Origin of the sequence: Enterobacter cloacae complex sp. ESBL7 (assembly GCF_041679625.1) — a bacterium.
Lineage (GTDB): Bacteria > Pseudomonadota > Gammaproteobacteria > Enterobacterales > Enterobacteriaceae > Enterobacter > Enterobacter asburiae_B.
The window spans coordinates 594,008-620,565 of sequence record NZ_JBGORN010000001.1; the positions used below are offsets into that span (position 1 = coordinate 594,008).

The following is a 26,558-nucleotide window of genomic DNA, read 5'->3' on the forward strand; positions in this document are numbered from 1 at the left end:
TGATTGATGGGAACTATCCGCTATGTCTGAAACAAAAATAACACCGCACATGCAGTCTTTTGTCGATAAGTTTGTAGAGTTCTCGGCGCGCCTGGCTAATCAGGTGCACCTGCGCTCCCTGCGCGACGCCTTCGCCACGGTGATGCCGATTTTCATCCTCGCCGGTCTGGCGGTGCTGGTGAACAACGTGGTATTTCCGTGGATTTTTCACGGCGACACGCTGGCACACTTCAAAGTGTGGGGCGAGGCGATTATCAACGGCACGCTGAACATTGCCGCGCTGCTGCTGGCCCCGATGATTGCCTGGTCGCTGGCGCGCAACAAAGATTTCGACAATCCGGTCTCGGCAGTGGTTATCGGCGTCAGCAGCTTCATCATCATGATGCCGATGCGCCTGCAGATTACGCCCGTCGGCAGCGATGCCGCGGTGAACATCACCCAGGTGCTGACGTTCACCAATATTGGCTCAACCGGGATTTTCGCCGGGGTGCTGATCGGGCTGCTCTCAACGGAACTGTTTATCGCCATTTCGCGCCTGAAGGCGCTGCACATTTCCCTCGGGGAAAACGTGCCTCCGGCGGTGAGCAAATCCTTTACCGCGCTGATCCCGACCATCCTCACGCTCTCCCTGTTCGCGGTGCTGGCGGCCGTGCTGGCAAACGTACTGCACACGGACCTGATCCATCTTATTACCACCTTTATCCAGCAGCCGCTGCGGCTGATCAACACCAGCCTGCCGGGGACGATTTTCATCTACAGCTTCGGTAACTTCCTGTTCACGCTCGGTATTCATCAGTCTGTCGTTAACAGCGTGGTGCTGGAGCCGTTCCTGCTGATCAACACCAATGAAAACATGCTGGCTTTCGCCAACGGCCAGCCCATCCCGCATATCATCAATAACATCTTCGTGCCGACGTTTGGCATGGTGGGCGGCACGGGCAGCACGATATCGCTGCTGATTGCCATCTTTATCTTCTCCCGACAAAAATCGGCGAAGCAGGTGGCGCGTCTGTCGCTGGCGCCTGGTTTATTCAACATCAACGAGCCGGTGATTTTCGGCCTGCCGATCGTGTTTAACCTGCCGCTGATGATCCCATTCGTGCTGCTGCCCGCCATCGGCATTTACTTCGCCTGGCTCTGTACCACGCTGGGGTTAATGTCGCGCTGCGTGGTGATGATCCCGTGGACCACGCCGCCCATTCTCAGCGCCTGGCTGGCCACGGCAGGGGACTGGCGGGCGGTGGTGGTGCAGTTGGCAATCATCGTATTTGGTGTATTCTTCTACCTGCCTTTCCTCAAGATTGCCGAGAGAGTGGCGTTAAAAAACAGCGGGATAGAAAACTAACTGAAAGGAAGAACGATGGCGGCGAAGTACATCACCATAGCGCGGGAAATTAAGAAACGCATTATCAGCCAGCAGTACGCCGCCAACGAACCCCTGCCGGACCAGTTTGCGCTGGCGGCGGAGTTCAACTCCAGCCGGATGACCATTCAGCAGGCGATGCGCCAGCTGATCGTCGAAGGTCTGGTCTATACCCGCCAGGGGCAGGGCACGTTCATCCGCAAAAACTTCCTTCAGCTCTCGCAGTGGGACCTCTCCGGCAGCGACTACTTTGGCGCGACCAAAACCTGGGCGCATCTGGGCACGGTGACCAGCCGGGTAGTGCATTTCGAGCTGCGCTTCCCGAACGAAAAAGAGCAGGCGTCGCTGATGATTAACGCCGATGCGCCGATCTATGACTTCATTCGCCTCCGTTTGCTGAACGGCGAACCGATGTCGCTGGATTCCACGGTGATGCCGATGAATCTGGTGCCGGGCCTGACGAAAAACCATCTTGAAGGTTCAGTGTTCCAGTACGTGCAGGAGACGCTGGGGCTGAAAATTATGGGGTCGTATCGGGTGGTGCGGGCGCTTAAGCCCAACGCGCTGGACAGGGAGCATCTGGTCTGCGAGCAGACCGACCCCGTCCTGGAAGTGGAGCAGGTGATTTATCTGGAGGACGGCACGCCGCTGGAGTATGCCCACTGCCACTATCGGTACGACCACGGCGGGATCGTGATCGTGAATAACGGATAAAAAAAAAGCGGGCAACGAGGCCCGCTTTTTTAATGCTTCGCTATCAGTTCAAACGCACCGGCATACCGGAGCGGTTCTGCACGGCCTGGTCAACAATCGCCGTTTCTACGTCTGGCTGAGAAGTCACCGCCTGTACCGCGCTGTTCAGCGTAACAGGGACGATTTCGTTGTTGTTGATCTGGTCTTCGCTGGTGGACAGCGGGTTGTGCACTTCGATGTAGCGGCTGCCGTCTGGCTCAGAGGTCGCTTTCACCGGTTCGTTGATGAACTGCACGCGCGTACCGACCGGCACGTTTTCGAACAGGAATTTGATGTCGTCGTTACGCAGGCGCACGCAGCCGTGGCTTACGCGCAGGCCGATACCGAAGTTGGCGTTGGTACCGTGGATAGCGTACAGGCGGCCAATGTACAGCGCGTACAGACCCATTGGGTTATCCGGGCCTGCCGGTACAACGGCTGGCAGCGGTTCACCCGCAGCGATGTATTCCGCGTGCATTTTGGCAGTCGGCGTCCAGGTTGGGCCCGCTTTCTTACGCTCAACCTTGGTGGTCCAGTTCATTGGGGTGTCTTTACCCAGCTGGCCGATACCGATTGGCAGCACGATAACGGTGTTGGTGCCTTTCGGGTAGTAATACAGACGCATTTCGGCGCTGTTAATCACGATACCTTCATGAACGGTATCCGGCAGGATCAGCTGCTGAGGAATATTCAGCACGGTGCCCGCTTTCGGCAAATACGGGTCAACGCCCGGGTTCGCTTCCAGCATGTTAGACAGGCCCAGCTGGTACTGCGCAGCGAAATACTCCAGTGGCTGAGAGTTACCTTCTGGTACCGTCACAACCTGGTTCTGGCCTACCAGACGGCTACCGTCGGTTGGCAGGGGATACGTCACCGCAGACGCGGTCTTACAAAAACCTACTACGGCTAACGCCGCCGCAAAAAGCGTTGTTAATTTCATGTTCATGTTGTGCGAGGTATCTAAGCCATTCTGGCGATGAGTTGATAAGTCTGAATCTGTGATGGGAGCGCATTATATGTGCATTCCCGCTAACAGGGAATTCAGATGTGTACGAAATCACATTTTTTTCGATTTTGTTAAAGTTTAGTGGATTGCCGCAACACGGGATCTCAATTCGGAATTGTGGCATAATGCCGTGTTTATCACACTTTTCGCAGGAATCTCCCCGTGTTAGTTACCAGCAACGTCACTATGCAGTTTGGCAGTAAGCCGCTGTTCGAAAACATTTCCGTCAAATTTGGCGGCGGCAACCGTTACGGCCTGATTGGTGCCAACGGTAGCGGAAAATCCACCTTTATGAAGATCCTCGGCGGTGACCTGGAGCCGACGCTCGGTAACGTATCGCTCGACCCTAACGAGCGTATCGGTAAGCTGCGTCAGGATCAGTTCGCCTTCGAAGAGTTCACCGTGCTCGACACCGTGATCATGGGGCATGGGGAACTGTGGGAAGTGAAGCAGGAGCGCGATCGCATCTACGCGCTGGCCGAAATGAGCGAAGAAGACGGCTATAAAGTGGCCGATCTGGAAACGCAGTACGGCGAGATGGACGGCTACTCTGCGGAAGCGCGCGCGGGCGAGCTGCTGCTGGGCGTAGGCATTCCGGTTGAACAGCATTACGGCCCGATGAGCGAAGTTGCGCCAGGCTGGAAGCTGCGCGTGCTGCTGGCACAGGCGCTGTTCTCTAACCCGGACATCCTGCTGCTCGACGAACCGACGAACAACCTGGACATCGACACCATCCGCTGGCTGGAGCAGACGCTGAACGATCGCGACAGCACCATGATCATCATCTCGCACGACCGTCACTTCCTGAACATGGTCTGTACGCACATGGCGGATCTGGACTACGGCGAGCTGCGCGTTTATCCGGGCAACTACGACGAGTACATGACGGCGGCTACCCAGGCGCGTGAACGTCTGCTGGCGGATAACGCCAAGAAGAAAGCGCAGATTGCTGACCTGCAGTCCTTCGTCAGCCGCTTTAGCGCCAACGCCTCTAAGTCGCGTCAGGCGACCTCGCGTGCCCGTCAGATCGACAAAATCAAGCTGGACGAAGTCAAAGCCTCCAGCCGTCAGAACCCGTTCATCCGCTTCGAGCAGGACAAGAAACTGTTCCGTAACGCGCTGGAAGTGGAAGCCCTGGCAAAAGGCTTTGAGAACGGCCCGCTGTTTAAAAAATTCAACCTGCTGCTGGAAGTGGGCGAGAAGATTGCCATCCTCGGCGCCAACGGCGTGGGTAAATCCACCATGCTGAAAACCCTGGTTGGCGAACTGCAGCCGGACAACGGCACCGTGAAGTGGTCTGAAAACGCGCAGATTGGCTACTACGCGCAGGACCATGAATACGAGTTCGAAAACGACCTCACCGTCTTCGACTGGATGAGCCAGTGGAAGCAGGAAGGCGACGACGAGCAGGCGGTGCGCAGCATCCTGGGTCGTCTGCTGTTCAGCCAGGACGACATTAAAAAACCGGCTAAGGTGCTCTCCGGTGGTGAGAAGGGCCGCATGCTGTTCGGCAAGCTGATGATGGAAAAACCAAACATCCTGGTGATGGACGAACCGACTAACCACCTGGACATGGAATCTATCGAATCCCTGAACATGGCGCTGGAGATGTATCAGGGTACCCTGATCTTCGTCTCTCACGACCGTGAGTTCGTCAGCTCGCTGGCGACCCGCGTGATCGAAATTACGCCAGAGCGCGTGGTGGACTTCACCGGTAATTACGAAGATTACCTGCGCAGTAAAGGTATCGAGAACTAAAAAAAAGCCGGGTGGCGGCTTCGCCTTACCCGGCCTACGTTCTGTTCCCTCTCCCCGTGGGAGAGGGTTAGGGTGAGGGCATCAGGCCGCACTAGACCACCCACTCGCCCCCTTCAACCCCGTTCACCAGCAGCGTACGTTTTTCGCCTGCAGGCAGCGACACCTTAAGCGATTTCCACGCCGGACGATAATCCCCGCGCGCGTTGACCTTCAGGTTGATGGTTGCGCCGTCGCACACCATTTCCCACTCCACCCACAGCGCGTTGCCGTTCTGGTAGCCCCAGCTTTCGCCGTCGTCTTCAAACAGCATTCCGGTGGTCGTGCCGACGCCCTTCACCGGGAACAGCTTCAGCTCGCGGGTCGTATCTTTTTCGGCATTCACATGCGTAATGCGTTCGCTCAGCGGCAGAGCGGCACCGGCGCGCACCAGCAGCGGCAGTTTTTCCAGCGGCGCGTCGAGGACGATTGACTGGCCGCCCGCATACCACGCGTGGGTGTAAAAATCATACCAGCCGGTGTCGTTATCCGGCAGCCAGACGCGGCGCTCGCGCTGCCCGGCTTCGACGACGCTGGCCACCAGCAGGTCGCGGCCCAGCAGGAAGTCATCGCACTCCTCAAACGTCTGCGCATCGTGTTCGTGGTCGAGGAAGGTCGGGCGCAGCATCGGCTCGTCGTCGGCGTGCGCCTGCCAGAGCAGGGTATAGAGGTACGGCAGCAGGCGGTAGCGCAGCTCAACCGCGCCGCGAATGGCTGGCGTGACGCCCGGGTACATCCACGGCTCGTTCACGGTGTGGTCATCGTTCCACGAGTGAATGGTAAAGCGCGGGTGCATCACGCCGTTCTGCACCCAGCGCACGAACAGCTCGGCGTCCGGTTTGTCGCCGGAGAAACCGCCGACGTCGTGACCGACGTTGAACAGACCGGACAGGCTCATGCCCAGCCCCATGCGGATGTTATAGCGCAGGGTGTCCCAGCAGGTGCGGTTGTCGCCGCTCCAGGTCTGAACGTAGCGCTGCATCCCGGCGCAGCCGGAGCGGGAGATCAGGTACGGACGTTTTTCCGGCGCGAAACGCTGCTGCGCTTCCAGCGAGGCGCGCATCATCAGCAGCGGCATCACCGGGCGAATGTGCTTGATGGCGATCTCCTTGCCGAAGCCAAAGCAGCGCGCCTCCCCGTCCCACACTTCATATTCGTTGTTGTCGTTCCAGGTAGAGTCGATGCCCATCTCCAGCAGCTGCGTGGTGACGCCGTTCTGCCACCACTGCACCGTCTGCGGGTTGGTAAAGTCGAGGTGCGAGCCTTCGTCATCCCAGAAGCTGGAACGTTCCGGTGCATCGGTTTCTGAATCGCGAATGAACAGGCCGCTCTCCGCCACTTCGTTATAGCGCGGATGGTCCTGCAGCAGGCACGGCTTGATGTTTGCCGCAAGCTTGAGCCCCGCGTCGTGGAACGCCTGGCTCATCACCTTCGGCTGCGGCACCTTGTCATAGTTCCAGTTAAAGACGTAGCGCTTGCCGTTGATCGAGGTATAGCCGGAGGAGAGCTGGAACGAGTCGCACGGAATGGCGTGCTCTTCGCACAGGCGGATGAAGTTCATCAGCTGGTTTTGCGCGTCCGGCGCGTCGGTGTAGTGCATGGTCGAGCCGCTGTAGCCCAGGCTCCATTTCGGTCCGAACAGCGTTTTCCCGGTCAGGCGCACAAAGGCTTTGGTGACGTCCAGCACGCGCTTGCCGGTAAAGATGTAGTAATCGATATCGCCCGCTTCCGCCTGCCAGCGACGGTAGGCGGTGTGGTAGTTGTCTATCTCATTGCCCAGATCCAGCCAGCAGCTGCTCAGGTTGTCGTAGAACAGGCCGTAGCTCACGTCATCGCGGCGGATGAGGGTGAACGGAATATGCTTGTAGAGCGGGTCGGTGCTGGCCGCGTTGTAACCCATTGCGTCGAGGTTGCGCATCTCATAGCGCTTGCCGTTGCGCTGCAGATCGCCCGCTTTTTCGCCCAGGCCGTAGAAACGCTCGTCCTTGCGGCGGCTGAGGTAGTGCGCCACGCCGTCGCCGTGGGCGTTCAGCAGGTAGGCGCTGGTTGGACGGTCGTTGACCAGCGGCTGCCACTCGCCCGCCTCATTGCGGTAGTGCCACTCCAGCCACAGCGGCTGGTGGACCGTCACGCGCAGCTGTTCGGTTGCCACGGTGAGCGTCTCACCCTGCTGCGTCAGGGTCCAGGCCGGGCAGGAAAAACCGCTTATATCGTCACGACGGCGGCCTTCCCAGGGCACGTCTTTTTCCGGCGCGATGCTCCAGGTGCGGTCCAGCGCCAGCTCGCCTTTGCGTTTGATCAGCACGCGGAACAGGTTTTCTTCCAGCATATACAGGCACAGGCGGTGCTGGTTATCGACCAGCAGTTCCAGATGGTTTGCCGACTGCGTATCTACGGTCCAGTTTTTCAGGGTTTTCATATGCAATACATCCACTATCAGGCGCGCTTGGCGCGACGTTCAGCAATAAATGCTACCAGGAAGACAGCGCCAATCAGGTCAAAGAAGCCCATGGCAATAAAGAGCGGGTTAAAGCCGATTTTGTCGGCGGTCACGCCGATTAACAGCGAGAACAGGAAGCTGGCGATCCACGCCGCAGAGCCGCGCATGCCGTTGACGGTCGCCATCTGGCCTTTGTCGAACGACTCAACGACCAGGGCGCTCAGCATGCAGGAGATAATCTGGTGCCCGAAACCGCCGATGGAGATCAGCACGATGGTGATATACGGGTCGCGGGTAATGGCCACGATGCCCAGAGAGATCATCAGGAACGCGCCCGTCACGGAGCTGGCAACGACCGAGTTAACGCGCGAGCAGCCGAACAGACGGGTGTACAGACGCGTCAGGTAGCCGCTCGCCACGCTGCCGAGGTCGGCGGCGAGGAACGGAAGCCAGGCAAACATCGCAATCTGCTTCAGATCCATGCCGTGCTCTTTGGCGAGATACAGCGGCACCCAGAAGCTCAGCACTGCCCAGGCCGGTTCCGCCATAAAGGCCGGGATGGCGATACCGTAGAAGCGTTTGTTTTTCGAGACGGTTTTCAGCGCGGTCAGGAAGGGCAGTCTCACCGCAGGCGGTTCGTTGTCCTGCTTGATAAACGCCAGCTCGTCCTTGCTCAGGTTCGGGTGCTGCTCCGGGTTGTGGTAGAACGCCCACCAGAGGATCACCCACAGCAGCGCCAGCACGCCGGTAAACATAAACGCACCCTGCCAGCCGAACGACGCGTGAGCAAAGTAGATGATAGGCGGGGCCAGCATCGCGCCGATGGAGAAGCCCACGCCAGCCCAGCCAGCGGCAACGGGTCGCTCTGATTTCGGGAACCATTCGCCGATGGTTTTGGCGTTCGCCGGGGTAGCGGCGGCCTCAGAGGCACCCATAAAGAAGCGCAGAATAGCGAGGTGCAGCCAGCTTCCTGCGCCCGCATGGAAGATACACATCAGCGCCCAGATCCCGGCGCAGACCATAAAGCCAATCTTCAGGCCGATGACGTCAATCAGCCAGCCGCACAGGGGCTGGAAAATGGTATAGGCGATCTGGAACGCACCGACGATCCAGGAGTATTGCTCGGTGGTGATCCCGAGGCTCTCTTTCAGTTCCGGGGCGAGGATCCCGAGTGAGTTACGGGTGATGTAGTTAACGGTGACGCCAAGTAAGAACAGCACCAGCACGTACCAGCGCAGGTTCTTGATGACGCGACGGGTTTTGCTTATCGCTACGGTGTTATTGATGTCCTGACTCATTTTACTCTCCACAAGACGGACGGTAAGGGGACGGAGGTTCAGGTGTCACACGGATTTTTATGCCTTTGATTTCTATCCGTTTAAAATGCTTAAGTTGGTATACAACTAGTATGGAAGTTGTGTGACAAGTTCACCTTAAGGAAGAAAATGAGTGGGCAAAAGTGGATTTTGTGCAAAATTTCTCATAACTGACGTAAACCCTCTGGCATGATGCCCTTTATGTCAGCTATTGCCTGACCAATACGCTATGAAAATTTTTTCATTTCGCAAATGGAGCCAGATCACAAAATGGACAAAAGGCTAAAAATCACCGAAATCGCGGCCCGGACGCAGCTCTCGATCAGCACCGTGTCGCGAGTGCTGGCGGGAAAAGCGAATACCAGTGAAAAAGCGCGCGCAAAGGTGCTGGCGTGCGCGCGGGAGCTGGGGGTCATGGACGGCATGGCGGCAGGGCGTCTGCTGCTTAACAGCCTGGTGGTTTTTGCCCCGCAGCGGGCGTTTGACGAGCGGTCCGACATCTTTTACTACCGCGTGATCCAGAGCGTGAGTAAAGGCCTGGCGTCCCACGATGTGCGTCTTCGCTACTGCGCGCTGGAGGAGAACGACAGCGACGCCCAGCTGTTTCTGGCACGCATGAACGAAGCGGACACTCAGGCGGCAATCCTTCTTGGCATCGACGATCCCCATATCCACGATCTGGCGGTGGACGTGGGTAAACCCTGCATGCTGATTAACTGCCGCGACCGGCACATGCGTCTGCCTGCCGTCGCGCCGGATCATCGCGCTATCGGCGAGCGGGCGGCGGAATATCTGTTCGAGATGGGACACCGTGAGGTGATGAACGTGCTGTGCCTGCGCCGCTACACCATGGAGCTGCGCCTGGCGGGGATCCGCGACGCGTGGCAGTCTCACAACCTGAAATTCATCGATAAACGCGATCTGCTGGTGGTGCCCAGCTTCAGCGCGCGCGAAACGGAACAGATGGTCAGCGGCTGGCTCAGTGAAGTGCAGGGGAAGGATTTACCTACCGCGTTCCTGGTCGGCGGCGATTTTATGGCGGCGGGCACCATTAGCGCATTACAAAACCACGGCCTGCGCGTGCCGCAGGACGTGTCGGTGATGAGCATTGACGGCTTTAACCTGGCGGCGATTCAGGATGTTCCATTAACGGCGGTGCACGTTCCGCGCGATGAGCTGGGAACCGAAGCGGTATATATGCTCCAGCAGCGGCTGATGCGCCCGGACGCGCCGGTGGGAACCTTGCTGCTTAACGGCACGCTGGCCGTGCGGGAATCGGTACGGCGGATACGTCAGGGGAAACGACGCACCGCCGTAGAGCGGGAAGGGCTGTACGACAGTTAAACCATGCCCAGCGCGCGCTTGCCGTGGATGTTGAGATCGTTCACGGTAAAGCGGTCCTGCCAGCTTTTTTCATAATCCTCGCGCGGGAAGTCTCCCGGCGACGCGCCGGTTTCAAGCGCTTCCTTGACCTTTTTCGCGTAGGCGAGGTTTTTCTCGCACATCGGCGCGGCAGGAATGTACATCACGTTGCCCCAGCCCTGCTGATTTTCCACCGGCGCGACGGAATGGATCACATCGCAGTGCCACCACACGGAATCGCCCGCATCGAGTGCCGGAATGCTGGTCAGCGCCTCGATCAGCAGCGGGTGCCATTTCTCTGAAACCGGCAGGACGCGCCCCGGCGCCACGCCGCAAAGCTCGTCTTCCGGCACGTCGTCCAGCAGCGGCCGCAGCAGAATGTAGGCCATCGCTTCCGGGATTGGCACCACGTGCAGCAACCCCTGACCTGGGATCATATCCGACAGCGCCGTCCAGCCCTGGAAGGTGCGGAACACCGAGCATTTGGTGGTGTTATCGACGGTGTACTCTTCCACTTCGGTACGGTGCGCGGCGTTCCACGGATCGTATTTCTCGACGTTGCCGTCAAACACGCGGGCAAAGACCTGCTGATAGGCCGGTAGCAGCCAGCGCTCCAGCGCGCCGGAGTCGGTATGTGCGCCCAGTCCTTTCGAGGTCGTTCCCGGCGGGCGGCGGCGAATACGGTCCGGGTAAATCACGCTCACGTCCGGGTTGAACCACTGCTTGCCGTTGCTCTCGAATGTCCATAAACGGTTCAGGAACGACTGCACCTGCGCCATCTCTTCGCTCTGGCGCGCCTGCATCTGCGCCTGAGACCAGTAAATCGGGTAAATCTCCGGACGAGAGGCCGTCAGGGTGCCGAAGAAGTTATCGCCCGGGCCTTTGTAGACCTCGTCAAACTTATTCAGATCGAGGTAGTCGAGCATCGACTGATCCCACGCCAGCGCCTGCTCGCGCGGGAAGTGACCTTTAATCACCGCGCAGCCGCGGCGTTTAACGGCCTCGCGCTGTGAGTCGGTAATGGTGCCGTTTTTCACATCCGCAAACGGGATCACCGGCCAGACGGATTCACCTTTGTTCTTAAGCGCGTTGATTTCCGCCACGCGGGTGGCAATTTTGTCGCTGAGCTTATTAAACACTGCCTGCACGTCGCCGATCTGCGCGCGCAGCTCACGTTTTAACTGACGGATTGCCGCTTTGTGATCCGCTGGCAAAGTTTCACTGGTAAAGGTCATAACTGCCTCGCATCTTTCATTCGAAAGTAAAAGTGTCTACAAGTGATACTTTAAGTTAAAAATAAGTTAATGCAAGTTTAAAAACTTGACGCAAGCCACAGGACGGAAAAAGAGTGAGAGGCCGGAGCGACGCTCCGGCGAGGAAAGGATCAGACGTCGAACGGGGAATGGTTGTCGAGCACGGCCTGGATGACGTTCAGCGCGCCCTGATGGTTGTTGTCGTCGGTGCCGTAGCGGCTGATTTCTTTGATGCTCTCTGCCGCGTTGCCCATCGCAAAGGAATATTTCACCAGCTTCAGCATCTCGGCATCGTTGCCGCTGTCGCCAATAGCCACGCACTCCTGCGGGGAGATTTTCCAGCGTTTCAGCAGACGGCTAATACCGTTGGCCTTGTGCAGGCCGGGGATAATCAAATCGACAAAACCAAAGCCGCTGGTGACCGGCTTCATGATGCCGTCCAGGGAGACGTGCAGTTTATCCACCAGATTAGGGATATCGCTGTCCGGCAGGTTCAGGGAGAACTTAAACAGTACGTCGTCAATTTCGCGGTAATCGCTGATGCGCTTTAAGCGGTGATAGTGCTTTGACATCAGCGCCACGAATTCTTCAGGAGCCTGGTCGCTGACCCAGGCGCTCTCCAGCCCGCAGGCTACGAAGTTCAGCCCTTTGTCTTTCAGCAGTTCGCCAATCACGATCTGCGATTCATGACGCGTCAGCTCGCCGTGGAAAATCTGTTCGCCGCGATCGAACACCAGCGCGCCGTTTTCCGCCACGAAGGAGATCCTGTCTTTCAGCGCCGGAAAGAAGGAGATGAGCTGGTAATACTGGTTGCCGCTGGCGACAACGAATTCAATATCGCGGGCTTTAAGCTGTTCAAACTGTGCCTGGAAGCGGTCACGATCGTACTGCTTGGCATCATCAAGGAAAGTTCCGTCCATATCGGTGACGATAACTTTAACGGTCATACTGTGCTCCTGGGTCACTGCGTTTTGAAACATTCTAATAACAAGGTGACGGGGAGCACAAATTTAATTTCATTCGAAAGTAAAAGCGAAACGGCAACCTGGGTTGCCGTTTTTAGTGTTTTCTCCCTCTCCCCGTGGGAGAGGGTCGGGGTGAGGGCATCAGCGTGCGCATTTCCCCTTAATGGATACACCGTTACAGCGTATGCTCAGTACGGGCGATAATATCGTCCTGCGCATCCGGCGACAGGGCGGTGAAGAACGCCGAGTAGCCCGCGACGCGCACCACCAGGTCACGATACTGGTCAGGATGTTTCTTCGCTTCCAGCAGCGTTTCGCGCGAGACGATGTTGTACTGGATATGCCAGCCTTTATGCACCTCGAAGAAGGTGCGCAGCAGCACCATCAGCTTCTGGCGATCGCTGTCGTTTTCCAGCGTCGACGGGTTCAGCTTCTGGTTCAGCAGCACGCCGCCGAGAATCGCTTCCGTCGGCAGTTTACCCACCGAGCCAATTACCGCCGTCGGGCCGAGGTGGTCCGTACCGGAGGCCGGGCTTGCTCCTTCCGCCAGCGGGGTGTGCGCCTTACGTCCGTCCGGGGTGGCCATCGTTGCCGCGCCAAACGGCACGTTTGCGGAGATGGAAGAGGTGCCCGCGTAGTAGTTACCTCCAATCGGGCCGCGGCCGTGGCGAGGGTTGTGGTACTGCTTCAGCTCTTCAATGTAGGTCTGGTAGGCGCGCGTCAGCAGCATGTCCACGCTGTCGTCGTCGTTGCCGTACTTCGGCGCGCCGTTGATCAGACGCTGGCGCAGCTGCTCGTGGGTCAGCCCGTCGAAGTCATCCGCCAGCGCCGCCGCCAGCTGCTGCTGACCAATAGTGCCCTGTTCGAACACCAGCTTCTTCACCGCCGACAGGCTGTTGCCGAGGTTAGCGATGCCCACCTGCAGGCCGGAGACCCAGTCGTACTTCGCGCCGCCCTGCTTGATGCTTTTCGCGCGCTCGATGCAGTCGTCCACCAGCGCCGAGCAGAGAATGTCGTGGACGTTCTCTTCCAGCATGGTATCCACCACGTACTCAATCTCGATAGATTTGCGGGTGTAGTAGCGGATCTGGCTGTCCCACGCCGCCATCACTTCGTCGAAGTTGTCGAAGTTACCGGCGGAGAGCGCTTTCTCCTGCGGCAGGAACACCTTGCCGCTGGTGGCGTCGCGGCCGCCTTCCAGCGCGGCCAGCATCACGCGGGCGAAGTTGATAAAGCTCATGCCGGTGCAGCGGTATCCCCACTTGCCGCCCACCGCGGTTTCGATGCAGCCGATGGCCGCGTAGTCGTAGGCGTCGTCTCGTTCAACGCCGAGCTTGATGAATTCCGGAATGACGATTTCATCGTTGTTGAACGCGGGCATCCCGAAGCCGCAGCGGATCACCTGCACGCAGGCGTCGAGGAAGTCGTTGCTCATGCCCGCGTGGTAGCGCACGCTCAGGTTCGGCTGGGTGGAGCGCAGGCGACCGCAGGATTCCAGAATCGCGTAAGAGAGCGGGTTCACCGCGTCCATTGGTTCGCCGTTGACCAGCTTCTGGCCGCCGATAGTGACGTTCTGGTACAGCGGGCTACCGGCGGAAGCCTTGGAGTGCGAGCCGGAGCGGATTTTGTTCACTTCCAGCAGCTTCAGCCAGCAGCTGTGCAGCAGCTCGATAGCGTGTTCGCGATCCAGGCTCTGGTTAAGCTCGACGTCGCGGCGGTAGTACGGATAGAGATACTGGTCCATACGCGCGAAGGAGACGGAATGGCCGTTGGACTCAATCTGCAGGATCAGCTGGATGAAGTAGCACAGCTGCAGCGCCTGCCAGAAGGTTTTTGGCGGCTCGTGGGCAATGATGTCGCAGTTTTCCGCCATCGCCAGCAGCTCGTCGCGGCGGCTTTCGCGGGGTTCGGTGGACGCCATTTCACGCGCCAGATCGGCAAAGCGTTTGATGTGCAGGCTTACGGCTTCCAGCACGATATCGATCGCCTTCAGGAACTGGTCGCCGTGCAGGTCTTCCAGCACCGTCAGGTTGATGCGCGTGCGGCGCTCGGCCACCTTAGCGCGCAGGCCGTCGAGGCCTTTTTCCAGCACCAGCGGGAAGTTGACCGCCAGGTGCGCGTCGCCGGAGGTCATGTTGCCTTCGGCTTTGATAATGCCGGTTTCCAGCAGGCCTTTTTGCTCGTCGGTGAACATGCCGTAGCAGCGGTCCTGCACCGTCTGGCCGCGCCACCACGGGCAGATGTCGTGCAGCACGCGCTTGTTCTCTTCGCTCACCGCAAAGCCCGCGCCCGGGCGGTCCGCCAGATCGTCGATCTCTTTCTCAATCCAGGAGACGGTGTATTCCGGGAAAATCGGCGCGGCGCGCACTTCGCTTGCCTGGTTACCGATAATCAGCTCGTCGTGTTTGATCCAGATGGTGCGTTCCGCCAGGTGATGCGCCAGCGCCAGAGCGCGGCGTACCGGGATCGGCTTGTTCATGTGCTGCTGGTACATTTCGGTGTAATGCTGGGCGCGCTCGGTACAGACAGGCGGCTTGACGATATGCACCAGCGCCGTTTTGTGCGCCTTAATGCGCTCGCTGAGAGTGTTGAGATTCAGGGTTGTCATAGGTTTATCCTCGTAAGGTCGCGGTTAACCCTTTCTGGCAGGCGTAGTGCTGCGCGAAGTCCAGCAGGGCAGGGTTATCCAGCGGTTTGTCAGGGGCAGAGTAAGGTTGGCCGAGCAGGGTGTATTTGTTCATGCCCAGCGTGTGATACGGCAGAAAATGAATATCGTCGACGCCGAGCTCGTCGGCGGCGAAGTTGGTAATGGCGGTGATGGACGCTTCGTCAGCGTTAAAGCCCTGGATCAGCGGCACGCGGATGGTGATTTTTTTTCCGGCGACGGCAAGGCGTTTCAGGTTGTCCAGGATTCGCTTAGCCGAGCCGTCCGTCCACTGTTTGAACACCTCACCGTCGACGTGCTTCAGGTCGGCGAGGAACAGATCGACGTACGGTAATGACGGCTCGATGTAGTGCCACGGCACGTGAAGGCAGGTTTCCACGGCGGTGTGGATCCCCTGTTCGTGGCTGGCTTTAAACAGGGCGTGCGCCAGCTCAGGGTTCATAAACGGCTCGCCGCCGGAGAGGGTGATCCCGCCGCCGCTGCGGTCGTAGAAGGGTTTGTCGCGCAGTACGGTCGCCATGATCTCCTCGACCTGCTGCTCTTCACCGCAGACGGTCATCGCCTGCGTAGGGCAGCAGTCAGCAAGGGCGTTGAGCGTGGCTTCATCAAGCTTCTCGCGGTGGATAACCAGCCCGTTCAGCGCGCGTTCGATGCAGCCCGGTGCCGCCTGCTGGCACAGGTCGCAACCGTCAAGGCACAGGCGCGCGTCAAACAGCACGTCCCGGCTGCGGGAGCGGCTTTCCGGGTTCTGGCACCAGCGACAGCCCAGCGAGCAGCCTTTCAGGAACACCACGGTTCGAATACCGGGGCCGTCGTGGGTAGAGTAACGCTGAATATTGAAGATCATGATTTCGCCTCTCTTATTGCATATGAAGATTAAATTACTTTCGAATGAAAGTTATCTTGATGCAGGTCAACTACTGAGCAGGTTTTGTCGTGATAGGGTAAGTGCAGGCTAAATTTGAGGGTGACATCATGGAACTTTATCTCGACACATCTGACGTCGCGGCAGTCAAAAAGCTGGCGCGCATCTTCCCGCTGGCGGGCGTGACCACCAACCCAAGCATTGTGGCGGCAGGTAAAACGCCGCTGGACGTTTTGCTGCCAGCGCTGCACGACGCGCTGGGCGGCAAAGGCCGTCTTTTCGCCCAGGTGATGGCGACCACCGCTGAAGGGATGGTGGAGGACGCGCGCAAGCTGCGCGCCATCATTAACGATCTGGTGGTGAAAGTGCCGGTGACCGCCGAAGGGCTGGCGGCGATCAAGATGCTGAAAGCGGAAGGGATCCCGACGCTGGGTACGGCGGTTTACGGTGCTGCGCAGGGGATGCTCTCCGCGCTGGCGGGCGCGGAATATGTGGCGCCTTACGTTAACCGCCTGGACGCGCAGGGCGGGGACGGGATCCAGACCGTGGTTGAACTGCAACAGCTGCTGACATTGCACGCCCCGCAGTCAAAGGTGCTGGCCGCGAGCTTCAAAACGCCGCGTCAGGCGCTGGACTGCCTGCTGGCGGGCTGCGAGTCCATCACGCTGCCGCTGGACGTGGCGCAGCAGTTTATTACTTCTCCGGCCGTGGATGCGGCGATTGTGAAGTTTGAGCAGGACTGGCAGGGCGCGTTTGGACGGATGTCGATCTGACGGGTGCGGCCTGATGCCCTCACCCCAACCCTCTCCCACAGGGAGAGGGAGCACACACTAAAACGGCAACCTGAAGGTTGCCGTTTGCTTTAACCTCCGCAAACCTCACACTCCGGGTTACGCATCAGCTTCATCTCGCGGAACTGGCAGGTCATCGCGTCATACATCACGATTTTCCCCGCGGCAGGCGTGCCGTAGCGCGCCAGCACTTTGATCGCTTCCATCGCCTGCAGGGAGCCAATCACGCCGACCAGCGGCGCCATCACGCCTGCCTCAACGCAGGTCAGGGCGTTCTCGGCGAACAGACGGCTCAGGCAGCGGTAGCAGGGTTCGCCTTCCCCGTACGTGAAGACGCTGATTTGCCCCTCCATGCGGATCGCCGCGCCGGAAACCAGCGGGATATTGTGGGCAAAGCAGCCTGCGTTCAGCTGGTTACGGACGGTGACGTTATCGGTGCAGTCCAGCACCAGGTCGTGCTGTGCAATCTGCGCGGACAGCGCCTCGTCATCCAGCATCGCGTCAATCAGGGTGAACTGAACGTTGGGGTTGATGCGCGCCAGCGCCGTGCGGGCAGAGTCCACCTTCGGCTGGCCAACCGTCGCGTCGCTGTGCAGCGTCTGGCGCTGGAGATTTGACACCGACACGGTATCAAAATCCAGCAGCGTCATTCTGCCCACGCCCGCTGCGGCAAGATACTGCGCGGCGGCGGAGCCCAGGCCGCCCAGACCAACAACCAGCACGCTTGCTGCCTTAAGCGCTTCCTGGCCTTCGAAATCAAACCCGCGCAGCACAATCTGGCGGTTGTAGCGCATCATCTCCGGGTCGCTCAGCTCCACCGTCATGTCAGCCTCCGAACAGGTGGTTAAAACGCTCGATCTCAACCCACTCGCCTGCTTCCACATTGCCGCGCTCGCGCTCCAGGACGATAAAGCAGTTGCCCTGGCTGAAGGAGCTGAAAATGTGTGAGCCCTGGTGCCCGGTGGTGCTCACTTCCAGCTCGCCGTCCGCGTTGCGCGCCAGAATGCCGCGCTGGAAATCGAGGCGGCCCGGCGATTTTTTCAGGCGCGTGGCGGCGCGCACGCGCTGGCGTTCCGGCAGCGGGCTGGCGCTGTTGCCGGAAAGCTTCGCCAGCAGCGGGATCGCCAGCTGGTAGAAGGTGAGTGCCGCCGAGACCGGATTACCCGGCAGGCCGCAGAACCAGCCGCGCGTGAGCTTGCCAAACGCGAACGGTTTGCCCGGCTTGATGGCCAGCTTCCAGAAGGCGATTTCCCCCAGCTCTTCAAGGATGGTTTTGGTGTAATCCGCTTCGCCCACGGAGACGCCGCCGGAGCTGATGACCACGTCGGCAGCGTTATCCGCCTCGATAAACGCGGCGCGCAGTTTTTCCGGATCGTCAGGAATGATGCCGAGGTTAATCACCTCGCAGCCCAGCTGCTCCAGCATAAGGTGTACCGCCAGGCGATTGGTGTCGTAAATCTGACCGTCCTGCAGCGGCTCGCCCGGAAGCTGAAGTTCGTCACCGGTGGAGAAGACGGCCACGCGCACTTTACGAATAACGTCGATTTCAGCCACGCCGAGCGACGCCAGCACCGGCAGCTCACCTGCCGTCAGCTTCTGCCCGGCGGCAAAGACCGTCGCGCCAAGGGTGATATCTTCGCCCGTGCGGCGGATGTTCTGGCCCGCTTTAACGTTCGCGGTAAAACGCACGCCGCTGTCGGTCTGTTCAGTCTCTTCCTGCATTACCACGGCGTCGCAGCCAGCCGGAACCGGCGCGCCGGTCATGATGCGTACGCAGGTGCCCGCAGGCCATTCACCGCTAAACGGCTGACCCGCAAAGGCTTTACCCGCCACCGGCAGGGCGTTACCCGTCTGGAGATCCGCCAGGCGTACCGCGTAACCGTCCATCGCGGAATTATCAAACCCAGGCACGTTAAGCGGAGAGACGATATCGCGCGCGGCAATACGGCCAAAACAGCGCACGAGGGGCAGCGTCTCAACGTCATGCAGCGGGGAAATTCGGTCAAGCATCTGCGTGAGTGCCGTCTCAAGCGGCATCAGTCCGGCGGTAAAATCCATGGTGGGCTCCTGCGGAGTAACAACGAAAGCGCTCATTATGGCAGAAAAGTGCGGCTAACTGTATGACCCGATGGGTGTACGCTTTACATCACACTTACGTCTTTCTATATTCAAAAATCATCTGAAGTTTCATCGACGATAATGATATTTATAGAAAAAGCCGCAAATCAGGCTAACGGGTGATGCGAATGGTTAATGCGGTAATCGCAATTCATGGTGGCGCCGGGGCAATCACCCGAGCACAGCTCAGTCCCGAGCAGGAAAAGCGCTATATCGACGCGCTGTACGCCATTGTGGAAACGGGTCAGAAAATGCTGGAAGCGGGCGAAAGCGCGCTGGACGTGGTCACCGAAGCGGTGCGCCTGCTGGAAGAGTGTCCGTTATTTAATGCGGGGATCGGTTCGGTCTTTACCCGGGATGAAACGCACGAGCTGGATGCCTGCGTGATGGACGGCGTCACCCTGAAAGCGGGCGCCGTGGCGGGCGTGAGTCATCTGCGCAATCCGGTGCTGGCGGCGCGTCTGGTGATGGAGGCGAGTCCGCACGTCCTGCTCACAGGGGCCGGGGCGGAGGCGTTTGCCTTCGGGCACGGGATGGAACCGGTATCGCCGGATCTGTTTTCCACGGAGGAGCGCTATCAGCAGCTGCTGGAGGCCCGTTCGGCGGGCATGACGCAGCTTGACCACAGTGCGCCGCTGGATGAAACCACCAAAATGGGCACGGTCGGCGCGGTGGCGCTGGATAAGGCCGGAAACCTCGCGGCGGCGACCTCAACGGGCGGGATGACCAACAAGCTGCCCGGGCGCGTGGGCGATAGCCCGCTGCCCGGCGCGGGTTGCTATGCCAATAACGCGACGGCGGCGGTGTCGTGTACCGGAACCGGGGAAGTGTTTATTCGCGCCCTCGCGGCCTACGACATCACCGCGCTGATGGATTACGGCGGTTTAAGCCTGAGTGAAGCCTGCGAGCGCGTGGTGATGGAGAAACTGCCTGCCCTGGGCGGCGTCGGCGGGCTCATTGCGGTGGATCGTGAGGGCAACGTGGCTCTGCCGTTCAACAGCGAAGGTATGTACCGCGCCTGGGGCTATGCCGGTGATGAGCCGAGCACGGGCATCTATCGTGAATAAGGGGGCAGCGCGTGCCGCACAGTGAAGAACTGGACAACCGCGAAGTGCTGGCTGTCCATCAGCTCAATATTGCGTTTCAGGAAGAGCGGCAGTTCATCCCCGCAGTAGAGAATTTATCGTTCACGCTCAGGCGCGGCGAGACGCTGGCGATTGTTGGCGAGTCCGGATCCGGTAAATCGGTCACCGCGCTGGCGCTGATGCGCCTGCTGGAACAGACGGGCGGGCAAATCAGCAGCGAGAAAATGCTCCTGCGCCGCCGCAACCGTCAGGTCATTGATTTAAATGAGCTGAGCGGTTCGCAGATGCAGGGCGTGCGCGGGGCGGATATTGCGATGATCTTCCAGGAGCCGATGACCTCCCTGAACCCGGTTTTCCCGGTCGGGGAACAAATCGCCGAGTCCATCCGCCTGCATCAGGGGCTGAGCGGCGATGAAGCGCTCAACGAGGCCCGACGGATGCTGGAGCTGGTGCGCATCCCGGAGGCGCAGGCCATTCTGGGTCGCTACCCGCATCAGCTTTCCGGCGGCATGCGCCAGCGGGTGATGATTGCCATGGCGCTCTCCTGCCGTCCGGCGGTGCTGATTGCCGATGAACCGACGACGGCGCTGGACGTGACGATTCAGGCGCAGATCCTGCAGCTCATTAAAGTGCTGCAGCAGGAGATGGAGATGGGGGTGATATTCATCACCCACGATATGGGCGTAGTCGCCGATATCGCCGATCGGGTGCTGGTGATGCACAAGGGCAGCGCGGTGGAAACCGGCCCGGTTGAGCAGATTTTTCACGCGCCCGTGCATCCTTACACCAAAGCGCTGCTGGCGGCGGTTCCGCGCCTGGGGGCGATGAACGGCAGCGATTTGCCGCGCCGCTTCCCGCTGATTTCTCTTGAGGCGTCTGAGCTACAGGAGGAGGAGCGCGAGCAGGACACCGTGGTGCCGGGTAAGCCTATTCTGGAAGTGCGCGATCTGGTCACCCGTTTTCCGCTGCGCAGCGGCGTATTGAACCGCGTTAAGCGCGAAGTGCACGCGGTGGAAAACGTCAGTTTCGATCTCTGGCCGGGCGAAACGCTGGCGCTGGTGGGGGAGTCCGGCTGCGGTAAATCCACCACCGGGCGCGCGTTGCTCCGTCTGGTGGAATCACAGGAAGGCAGCATTACCTTTAACGGTGAGCGCATTGATACCCTTCCGGACAGCAAGCTGCAGGCGGTGCGGCGGGATATTCAGTTTATTTTCCAGGATCCGTATGCCTCCCTCGATCCGCGCCACACGGTGGGGTATTCGATCATGGAGCCGCTGCGGGTACATAACCTGCTTGACGGCGAAGCGGCCCAGCGTCGCGTGGCCTGGCTGCTGGAGCGCGTCGGCCTGAAGCCGGAACACGCCTGGCGTTATCCGCACGAGTTTTCAGGCGGACAGCGGCAGCGTATCTGCATCGCCCGCGCGCTGGCGCTAAACCCGAAAGTGGTGATTGCCGATGAGTCCGTCTCGGCGCTGGATGTCTCTATCCGGGCGCAAATCATCAACTTACTGCTGGATTTACAGCGGGATATGGGCATCGCCTTCCTGTTTATCTCGCACGATATGGCCGTGGTCGAGCGCATCAGCCATCGCGTGGCGGTGATGTTTATGGGGCAGATCGTGGAGATTGGGCCGCGAAGGGCGGTGTTTGAAAACCCGCAGCACCCGTACACCCGCAAGCTTATCGCGGCGGTCCCGGTTGCCGATCCCGCGCATCGTCACGGCCAGCGCGTGCTGCTGCAGGATGAAATGCCGAGCAATATTCATAAACGCGGCGAGGCCGTGGAGCGCGTGACGCTGCGCGAGGTCGGGCCGGGTCATTTCGTCGCTCCCCCGCGTCAGGACAACGCTTTTTCGCGGTTATAACTTACAACAGGCAGGAGAACACAATGGTTACATTTGTAGCGCGTAGATGGTTGTTAGCCGCGAGCGTGACGGCAGCCCTGGCCGCTGCCCCCGCGTTCGCTGCCAAAGACGTGGTGGTCGCCGTCGGCTCCAATTTCACCACGCTCGATCCGTATGACGCCAACGACACGCTCTCTCAGGCGGTGGCGAAATCGTTCTATCAGGGCCTGTTTGGCCTCGATAAAGAGATGAAGCTCAAAAACGTGCTGGCGGAGGGGTACACCGTGTCCGACGACGGGCTGGTGTATACCATCAAGCTCAGGACCGGCGTGAAGTTCCAGGACGGGACAGACTTCAATGCGGAGGCGGTGAAGGTTAACCTGGACCGCGCCAGCAATCCGGAAAATAGCCTCAAGCGCTATAACCTGTATAAAAATATCGCCAGCACCGAGGTGGTCGACCCGGCGACGGTCAAAATCACCCTGAAAGAGCCGTTCTCCGCGTTTATCAATATCCTGGCGCATCCGGCAACGGCGATGATTTCCCCTGCCGCGCTGAAAAAATACGGCAAGGAGATCGGCTTCCACCCTGTTGGCACCGGCCCTTACGAACTGCTCACCTGGAACCAGACCGATTTTGTGAAGGTGAAGAAATTCGCGGGATACTGGCAGCAGGGGCTGCCGAAGCTCGACACCATCACCTGGCGCCCGGTGGTGGACAACAACACCCGCGCGGCGATGCTGCAAACCGGCGAGGCGCAGTTTGCCTTCCCGATCCCCTATGAGCAGGCCGCCATTTTGCAGAAAAACAGCAAGCTGGAGCTGGTCGCCAGCCCGTCGATCATGCAGCGCTACATCAGCATGAACGTCACGCAAAAGCCGTTCGATAACCCGAAGGTGCGTGAAGCCATCAACTACGCCATTAACCGTCAGGCGCTGGTGAAGGTCGCTTTTGCCGGCTATGCCACCCCGGCCACCGGCGTGCTGCCGCCGGCGATCGCCTATGCGCAAAGCTATCAGCCGTGGCCGTACGATCCGGCTAAAGCGCGCGAGCTGCTGAAAGAGGCGGGCTTCCCGAACGGTTTCAGCACCACGCTGTGGTCCTCGCATAATCACAGTACCGCCCAGAAGGTGCTGCAATTTACCCAGCAGCAGCTGGCGCAGGTGGGGATCAAGGTACAGGTCACCGCAATGGATGCCGGACAGCGTGCGGCAGAAGTGGAGGGGAAAGGGCAGAAAGAGAGCGGCGTGCGGATGTTCTACACCGGCTGGACGGCCTCGACCGGTGAAGCCGACTGGGCGCTGTCGCCGCTGTTTGCCTCGCAAAACTGGCCGCCAACCCTGTTCAACACCGCGTTTTACAGCAACCCGCAGGTGGACAAAGACCTGGCCGATGCCCTGAAAACCACCAAACCGGAAGAGAAGGCGCGTCTCTATAAAGACGCGCAGGATATTATCTGGAAAGAGTCACCGTGGGTGCCGCTGGTGGTGGAGAAACTGGTGTCAGCCCATAACAAAGCGTTGACCGGGTTCTACATCATGCCGGACACGGGCTTTAGCTTTGACGATGCGGATTTAAAATAAACCTCATGCTGAATTATGTTTGTAAACGCCTGCTGGGGCTTATTCCGACGCTGCTGATTGTGGCGGTCCTGGTGTTTCTGTTTGTCCATATGCTGCCGGGCGATCCGGCGCGTCTGGTCGCCGGGCCTGAGGCGGATGCCACCGTTATTGACCTGGTGCGTAAGCAGCTTGGCCTCGACCAGCCGCTGTATATGCAGTTCATCCATTACATTTGCAACGTTCTGCAGGGCGATTTTGGTATCTCAATGGTGTCGCGCCGTCCGGTGTCGGAGGAGATTGCCAGCCGCTTTATGCCGACGTTCTGGTTAACGATAGCCAGCATGAGCTGGGCGGTCGTGTTCGGGCTTGGCGCAGGGATTATCGCGGCCGTCTGGCGCAACCGCTGGCCGGACAAGCTCGGCATGGCGCTGGCGGTGACCGGCATCTCCTTCCCGGCGTTCGCGCTGGGGATGCTGCTGATGCAGATCTTCTCCGTCGAACTGGGCTGGCTGCCGACCGTCGGGGCTGATACCTGGAAGCACTACATCCTGCCTTCCATGACGCTGGGCGCTGCCGTTTCGGCGGTGATGGCGCGCTTTACCCGCGCCTCGTTCGTTGACGTGCTGAGCGAAGATTATATTCGCACCGCACGGGCGAAAGGGGTCAGCGAGAAGTGGGTCATTCTCAAGCACGGGTTTCGCAATGCGATGATCCCGGTGGTGACGATGATGGGGCTGCAGTTTGGCTTCCTGCTCGGCGGCTCGATCGTCGTGGAAAAGGTCTTCAACTGGCCGGGGCTGGGACGCCTGCTGGTCGATTCCGTCGAGATGCGCGACTACCCGGTGATTCAGGCGGAAGTCCTGCTTTTCTCGCTGGAGTTTATTCTTATCAACTTAGTGGTGGACGTGCTCTACGCCGCCATTAACCCGGCCATCAGGTACAAGTAAGATGCGATTGTTGAACTGGCGACGTCAGGCCGTTTTAAACGCCATGCCGGGGCTAAAACCGGACCACGTCCGCACCCCGTGGTCTGAATTCTGGCGGCGTTTTCGCCGTCAGCCAGTCGCGATGACCGCGGGGCTGTTTGTGCTGCTGCTGATTGCGGTGGCGGTGATTGCGCCGTGGGTGGCGCCGTTTGATGTGGAAAACTATTTTGACTACGACCGTCTGAACGACAGACCGTCGATGCTGCACTGGTTCGGCGTGGACTCCCTCGGGCGCGATATCTTTAGCCGCGTGCTGGTGGGGGCGCAAATCTCGCTCGCCGCCGGGGTGTTCGCGGTGCTGATTGGCGCGGCCATCGGTACCGTGCTGGGCCTCGTTGCCGGGTATTACGAAGGCTGGTGGGACCGCATCATCATGCGCATCTGCGACGTGCTGTTTGCTTTTCCCGGCATTCTGCTGGCGATTGCCGTGGTGGCGATCATGGGCAGCGGCATGGCGAACGTCATCATTGCGGTCGCGGTCTTTTCGATTCCGGCGTTCGCGCGGCTGGTGCGCGGCAACACGCTGGTGCTGAAACAGCAGACCTTTATCGAGTCCGCCCGCAGCATGGGGGCGAGCGACGCCACCATCCTGTTCAGCCATATTTTGCCGGGTACGGTATCGTCCATCGTGGTCTATTTCACCATGCGTATTGGCGTGTCGATTATTTCGGCGGCCAGCCTGTCGTTTCTGGGGTTAGGCGCGCAGCCTCCGACCCCGGAGTGGGGCGCGATGCTGAACGAGGCGAGGGCGGATATGGTGATTGCGCCGCACGTGGCGATCTTCCCGAGTCTGGCGATTTTCCTGACCGTGCTGGCGTTTAATCTGCTGGGGGACGGGCTGCGCGACGCGCTGGATCCGAGGATTAAGGGGTAGGTTTATTGCCCCTCACCCTAACCCTCTCCCCGGAGGGGAGAGGGGACTGCTCGGTGCGGTTTTCCCCCTCGCCCCTTTGGGGAGAGGGCCGGGGTGAGGGGAATGTAATTAAACCCGGCTACCCCACAGGTCATACTCGTCCGCGTTTTCAACCTTCACGCGAATAATATCACCCGGCTTAACGCTGGTTTCGCCGTTCAGGTACACCGCGCCGTCGATTTCAGGGGCGTCCGCCATGCTGCGGCCAATCGCGCCTTCTTCGTCCACTTCGTCAACGATCACCATGATCTCGCGGCCCACTTTTTCCTGCAGACGCTCGGCAGAGATCTGCTGCTGCAGCTGCATGAAGCGGTTCCAGCGCTCTTCTTTCACTTCTTCCGGCACCTGGTCCGCCAGCTCGTTGGCGGTTGCGCCTTCTACCGGGCTGTACTTGAAGCAGCCTACGCGGTCCAGACGCGCTTCTTTCAGGAAGTCGAGCAGCATCTGGAAGTCTTCTTCGGTTTCACCCGGGAAGCCGACGATGAAGGTGGAGCGCAGGGTCAGCTCCGGGCAGATTTCACGCCACTGCTTGATGCGCGCCAGCTGGCGATCAACGGAGCCAGGACGCTTCATCAGCTTCAGGATACGCGGGCTGGCGTGCTGCAGCGGGATATCCAGGTATGGCAGAATTTTGCCTTCCGCCATCAGCGGGATCACGTCGTCAACGTGCGGGTACGGGTAGACGTAGTGCAGACGCGTCCAGATACCGAGTTTAGACAGCTGTTCGCACAGGCCTACCATGCTGGTTTTCACCGGCTCGCCGTTGTGGAAACCGGAGCGGTGTTTAACGTCCACGCCGTAAGCCGAGGTGTCCTGGGAGATGACCAGCAGCTCCTTCACGCCCGCGTCGGCCAGACGTTTAGCTTCCGCCAGCACTTCGCCAATCGGACGGCTCACCAGATCGCCACGCATGGACGGGATGATGCAGAAGGTGCAGCGATGGTTGCAGCCTTCGGAAATTTTCAGGTACGCGTAGTGGCGCGGCGTCAGCTTCACGCCCTGCTCTGGCACCAGGCTCAGGAACGGGTTGTGCTTTGGTTTAGGCACGTAGTGATGAACATGTTCCAGCACCTGCTCGTAGCTGTGCGGGCCGGTGATCTCCAGCACCTTCGGGTGCACTTCGCGGATCTGGTCTTCTTTCGCGCCCAGACAGCCGGTAACAATCACTTTGCCGTTTTCCGTCAGGGCCTCACCGATGGCTTCCAGTGATTCCTGAACCGCGCTGTCGATAAACCCGCAGGTGTTCACGATCACCATATCGGCGTTGTCGTAGCTTGGCACCACGTCATAGCCCTCGGTGCGCAGTTCGGTCAGGATGCGTTCGGAATCCACGAGGTTTTTCGGGCAGCCCAGGGAGACGAAGCCGATTTTCGGCTGGTGAGTAACATTGCTCATAGGTTAAAAATTCATCATTTATGGAGTTATCAGGGCGGGATTTTACAGCGTATCGCGGGGGATTTATACACTCTTTGCAAGGCGGATGCGCCGGGCAGACGTT

Annotated in this window: 20 protein-coding genes; 10 read left to right on the top strand and 10 right to left on the bottom strand. The window is 59.4% G+C overall.

The window, feature by feature from the left end; all coding sequences use genetic code 11:
- The first annotated feature begins 22 nt into the window (after positions 1-22).
- Both ACERY3_RS02910 and ACERY3_RS02915 read left to right on the top strand, forming a co-directional pair.
- Complete coding sequence (locus ACERY3_RS02910) at positions 23-1,345, top strand: PTS sugar transporter subunit IIC (protein ID WP_058841675.1); 1,323 nt, start codon at positions 23-25, stop codon at positions 1,343-1,345.
- Between the two features lie 15 nt (positions 1,346-1,360).
- A complete protein-coding gene (locus tag ACERY3_RS02915; protein WP_048976797.1) occupies positions 1,361-2,077 on the top strand; it encodes a GntR family transcriptional regulator in 717 nt (238 codons plus the stop codon).
- Positions 2,078-2,120: 43 nt separating this feature from the next.
- Here the strand turns inward: ACERY3_RS02915 and ldtB are convergent, their stop codons facing one another.
- Positions 2,121-3,041: a L,D-transpeptidase gene (gene ldtB, locus ACERY3_RS02920; protein ID WP_029740604.1), complete on the bottom strand. Its 921-nt coding sequence runs from the start codon at positions 3,039-3,041 to the stop codon at positions 2,121-2,123.
- A 222-nt stretch (positions 3,042-3,263) separates the two neighbouring features.
- Between ldtB and ACERY3_RS02925 the strand changes: the two genes are divergently transcribed.
- Positions 3,264-4,859: an ABC-F family ATPase gene (locus ACERY3_RS02925; protein ID WP_047061448.1), complete on the top strand. Its 1,596-nt coding sequence runs from the start codon at positions 3,264-3,266 to the stop codon at positions 4,857-4,859.
- 91 nt (positions 4,860-4,950) lie between these two features.
- Here the strand turns inward: ACERY3_RS02925 and ACERY3_RS02930 are convergent, their stop codons facing one another.
- Entirely contained in the window at positions 4,951-7,314 is a 2,364-nt protein-coding gene (locus ACERY3_RS02930) for a glycoside hydrolase family 31 protein (RefSeq protein ID WP_058841674.1), read from the bottom strand.
- A gap of 17 nt (positions 7,315-7,331) precedes the next feature.
- The gene (locus ACERY3_RS02935; protein WP_058841673.1) at positions 7,332-8,633 is read right to left on the bottom strand and encodes an MFS transporter; all 1,302 of its coding nucleotides are present in this window, start codon (positions 8,631-8,633) and stop codon (positions 7,332-7,334) included.
- 288 nt (positions 8,634-8,921) lie between these two features.
- On the opposite strand from ACERY3_RS02935, the gene ACERY3_RS02940 reads away from it, so the two are divergent.
- Entirely contained in the window at positions 8,922-9,995 is a 1,074-nt protein-coding gene (locus ACERY3_RS02940) for a LacI family DNA-binding transcriptional regulator (protein WP_096151248.1), read from the top strand.
- On the opposite strand, the gene ACERY3_RS02945 is transcribed toward ACERY3_RS02940, so the two are convergent.
- From ACERY3_RS02945 to ACERY3_RS02960, 4 genes are all read right to left on the bottom strand, one after another.
- Positions 9,992-11,248, bottom strand: coding sequence for a DUF1479 domain-containing protein (locus tag ACERY3_RS02945; protein ID WP_058841671.1), 1,257 nt, complete (start codon positions 11,246-11,248; stop codon positions 9,992-9,994). The two genes, ACERY3_RS02940 and ACERY3_RS02945, sit on opposite strands and share 4 nt — an antisense overlap.
- Before the next feature lie 149 nt (positions 11,249-11,397).
- Positions 11,398-12,213, bottom strand: coding sequence for a Cof-type HAD-IIB family hydrolase (locus tag ACERY3_RS02950; RefSeq protein ID WP_047061452.1), 816 nt, complete (start codon positions 12,211-12,213; stop codon positions 11,398-11,400).
- A gap of 193 nt (positions 12,214-12,406) precedes the next feature.
- A complete protein-coding gene (locus tag ACERY3_RS02955) occupies positions 12,407-14,839 on the bottom strand; it encodes a formate C-acetyltransferase/glycerol dehydratase family glycyl radical enzyme (protein WP_058841670.1) in 2,433 nt (810 codons plus the stop codon).
- 4 nt (positions 14,840-14,843) lie between these two features.
- Complete coding sequence (locus ACERY3_RS02960) at positions 14,844-15,743, bottom strand: glycyl-radical enzyme activating protein (RefSeq protein ID WP_373225008.1); 900 nt, start codon at positions 15,741-15,743, stop codon at positions 14,844-14,846.
- A 128-nt stretch (positions 15,744-15,871) separates the two neighbouring features.
- On the opposite strand from ACERY3_RS02960, the gene fsa reads away from it, so the two are divergent.
- Complete coding sequence (gene fsa / locus ACERY3_RS02965) at positions 15,872-16,534, top strand: fructose-6-phosphate aldolase (protein ID WP_058841668.1); 663 nt, start codon at positions 15,872-15,874, stop codon at positions 16,532-16,534.
- 89 nt (positions 16,535-16,623) lie between these two features.
- Here the strand turns inward: fsa and moeB are convergent, their stop codons facing one another.
- Both moeB and moeA read right to left on the bottom strand, forming a co-directional pair.
- On the bottom strand, positions 16,624-17,376 hold the full coding sequence (gene moeB / locus ACERY3_RS02970) for a molybdopterin-synthase adenylyltransferase MoeB (protein WP_058841667.1): 753 nt from the start codon (positions 17,374-17,376) through the stop codon (positions 16,624-16,626).
- A 1-nt stretch (position 17,377) separates the two neighbouring features.
- Positions 17,378-18,610, bottom strand: a complete 1,233-nt coding sequence (gene moeA / locus ACERY3_RS02975) for a molybdopterin molybdotransferase MoeA (protein ID WP_373225009.1) — start codon at positions 18,608-18,610, stop codon at positions 17,378-17,380.
- A gap of 188 nt (positions 18,611-18,798) precedes the next feature.
- On the opposite strand from moeA, the gene iaaA reads away from it, so the two are divergent.
- Genes iaaA through gsiD form a run of 5 tightly spaced genes read left to right on the top strand, consistent with a single transcriptional unit; the run spans position 18,799 to position 25,021 of the window.
- Complete coding sequence (gene iaaA, locus ACERY3_RS02980; protein ID WP_094934338.1) at positions 18,799-19,737, top strand: beta-aspartyl-peptidase; 939 nt, start codon at positions 18,799-18,801, stop codon at positions 19,735-19,737.
- A gap of 11 nt (positions 19,738-19,748) precedes the next feature.
- On the top strand, positions 19,749-21,620 hold the full coding sequence (gsiA, locus tag ACERY3_RS02985; RefSeq protein ID WP_373225010.1) for a glutathione ABC transporter ATP-binding protein GsiA: 1,872 nt from the start codon (positions 19,749-19,751) through the stop codon (positions 21,618-21,620).
- Between the two features lie 23 nt (positions 21,621-21,643).
- Positions 21,644-23,182 carry a glutathione ABC transporter substrate-binding protein GsiB gene (gsiB, locus tag ACERY3_RS02990; protein ID WP_033145024.1) on the top strand — a complete coding sequence of 513 codons (1,539 nt, stop codon included), beginning with the start codon at positions 21,644-21,646 and terminating at the stop codon, positions 23,180-23,182.
- A gap of 5 nt (positions 23,183-23,187) precedes the next feature.
- Positions 23,188-24,108: a glutathione ABC transporter permease GsiC gene (gene gsiC / locus ACERY3_RS02995; protein WP_023310911.1), complete on the top strand. Its 921-nt coding sequence runs from the start codon at positions 23,188-23,190 to the stop codon at positions 24,106-24,108.
- A gap of 1 nt (position 24,109) precedes the next feature.
- Entirely contained in the window at positions 24,110-25,021 is a 912-nt protein-coding gene (gene gsiD, locus ACERY3_RS03000) for a glutathione ABC transporter permease GsiD (RefSeq protein WP_373225012.1), read from the top strand.
- 108 nt (positions 25,022-25,129) lie between these two features.
- On the opposite strand, the gene rimO is transcribed toward gsiD, so the two are convergent.
- Complete coding sequence (gene rimO / locus ACERY3_RS03005) at positions 25,130-26,455, bottom strand: 30S ribosomal protein S12 methylthiotransferase RimO (RefSeq protein ID WP_211437784.1); 1,326 nt, start codon at positions 26,453-26,455, stop codon at positions 25,130-25,132.
- Between the last annotated feature and the right edge of the window lie 103 nt (positions 26,456-26,558).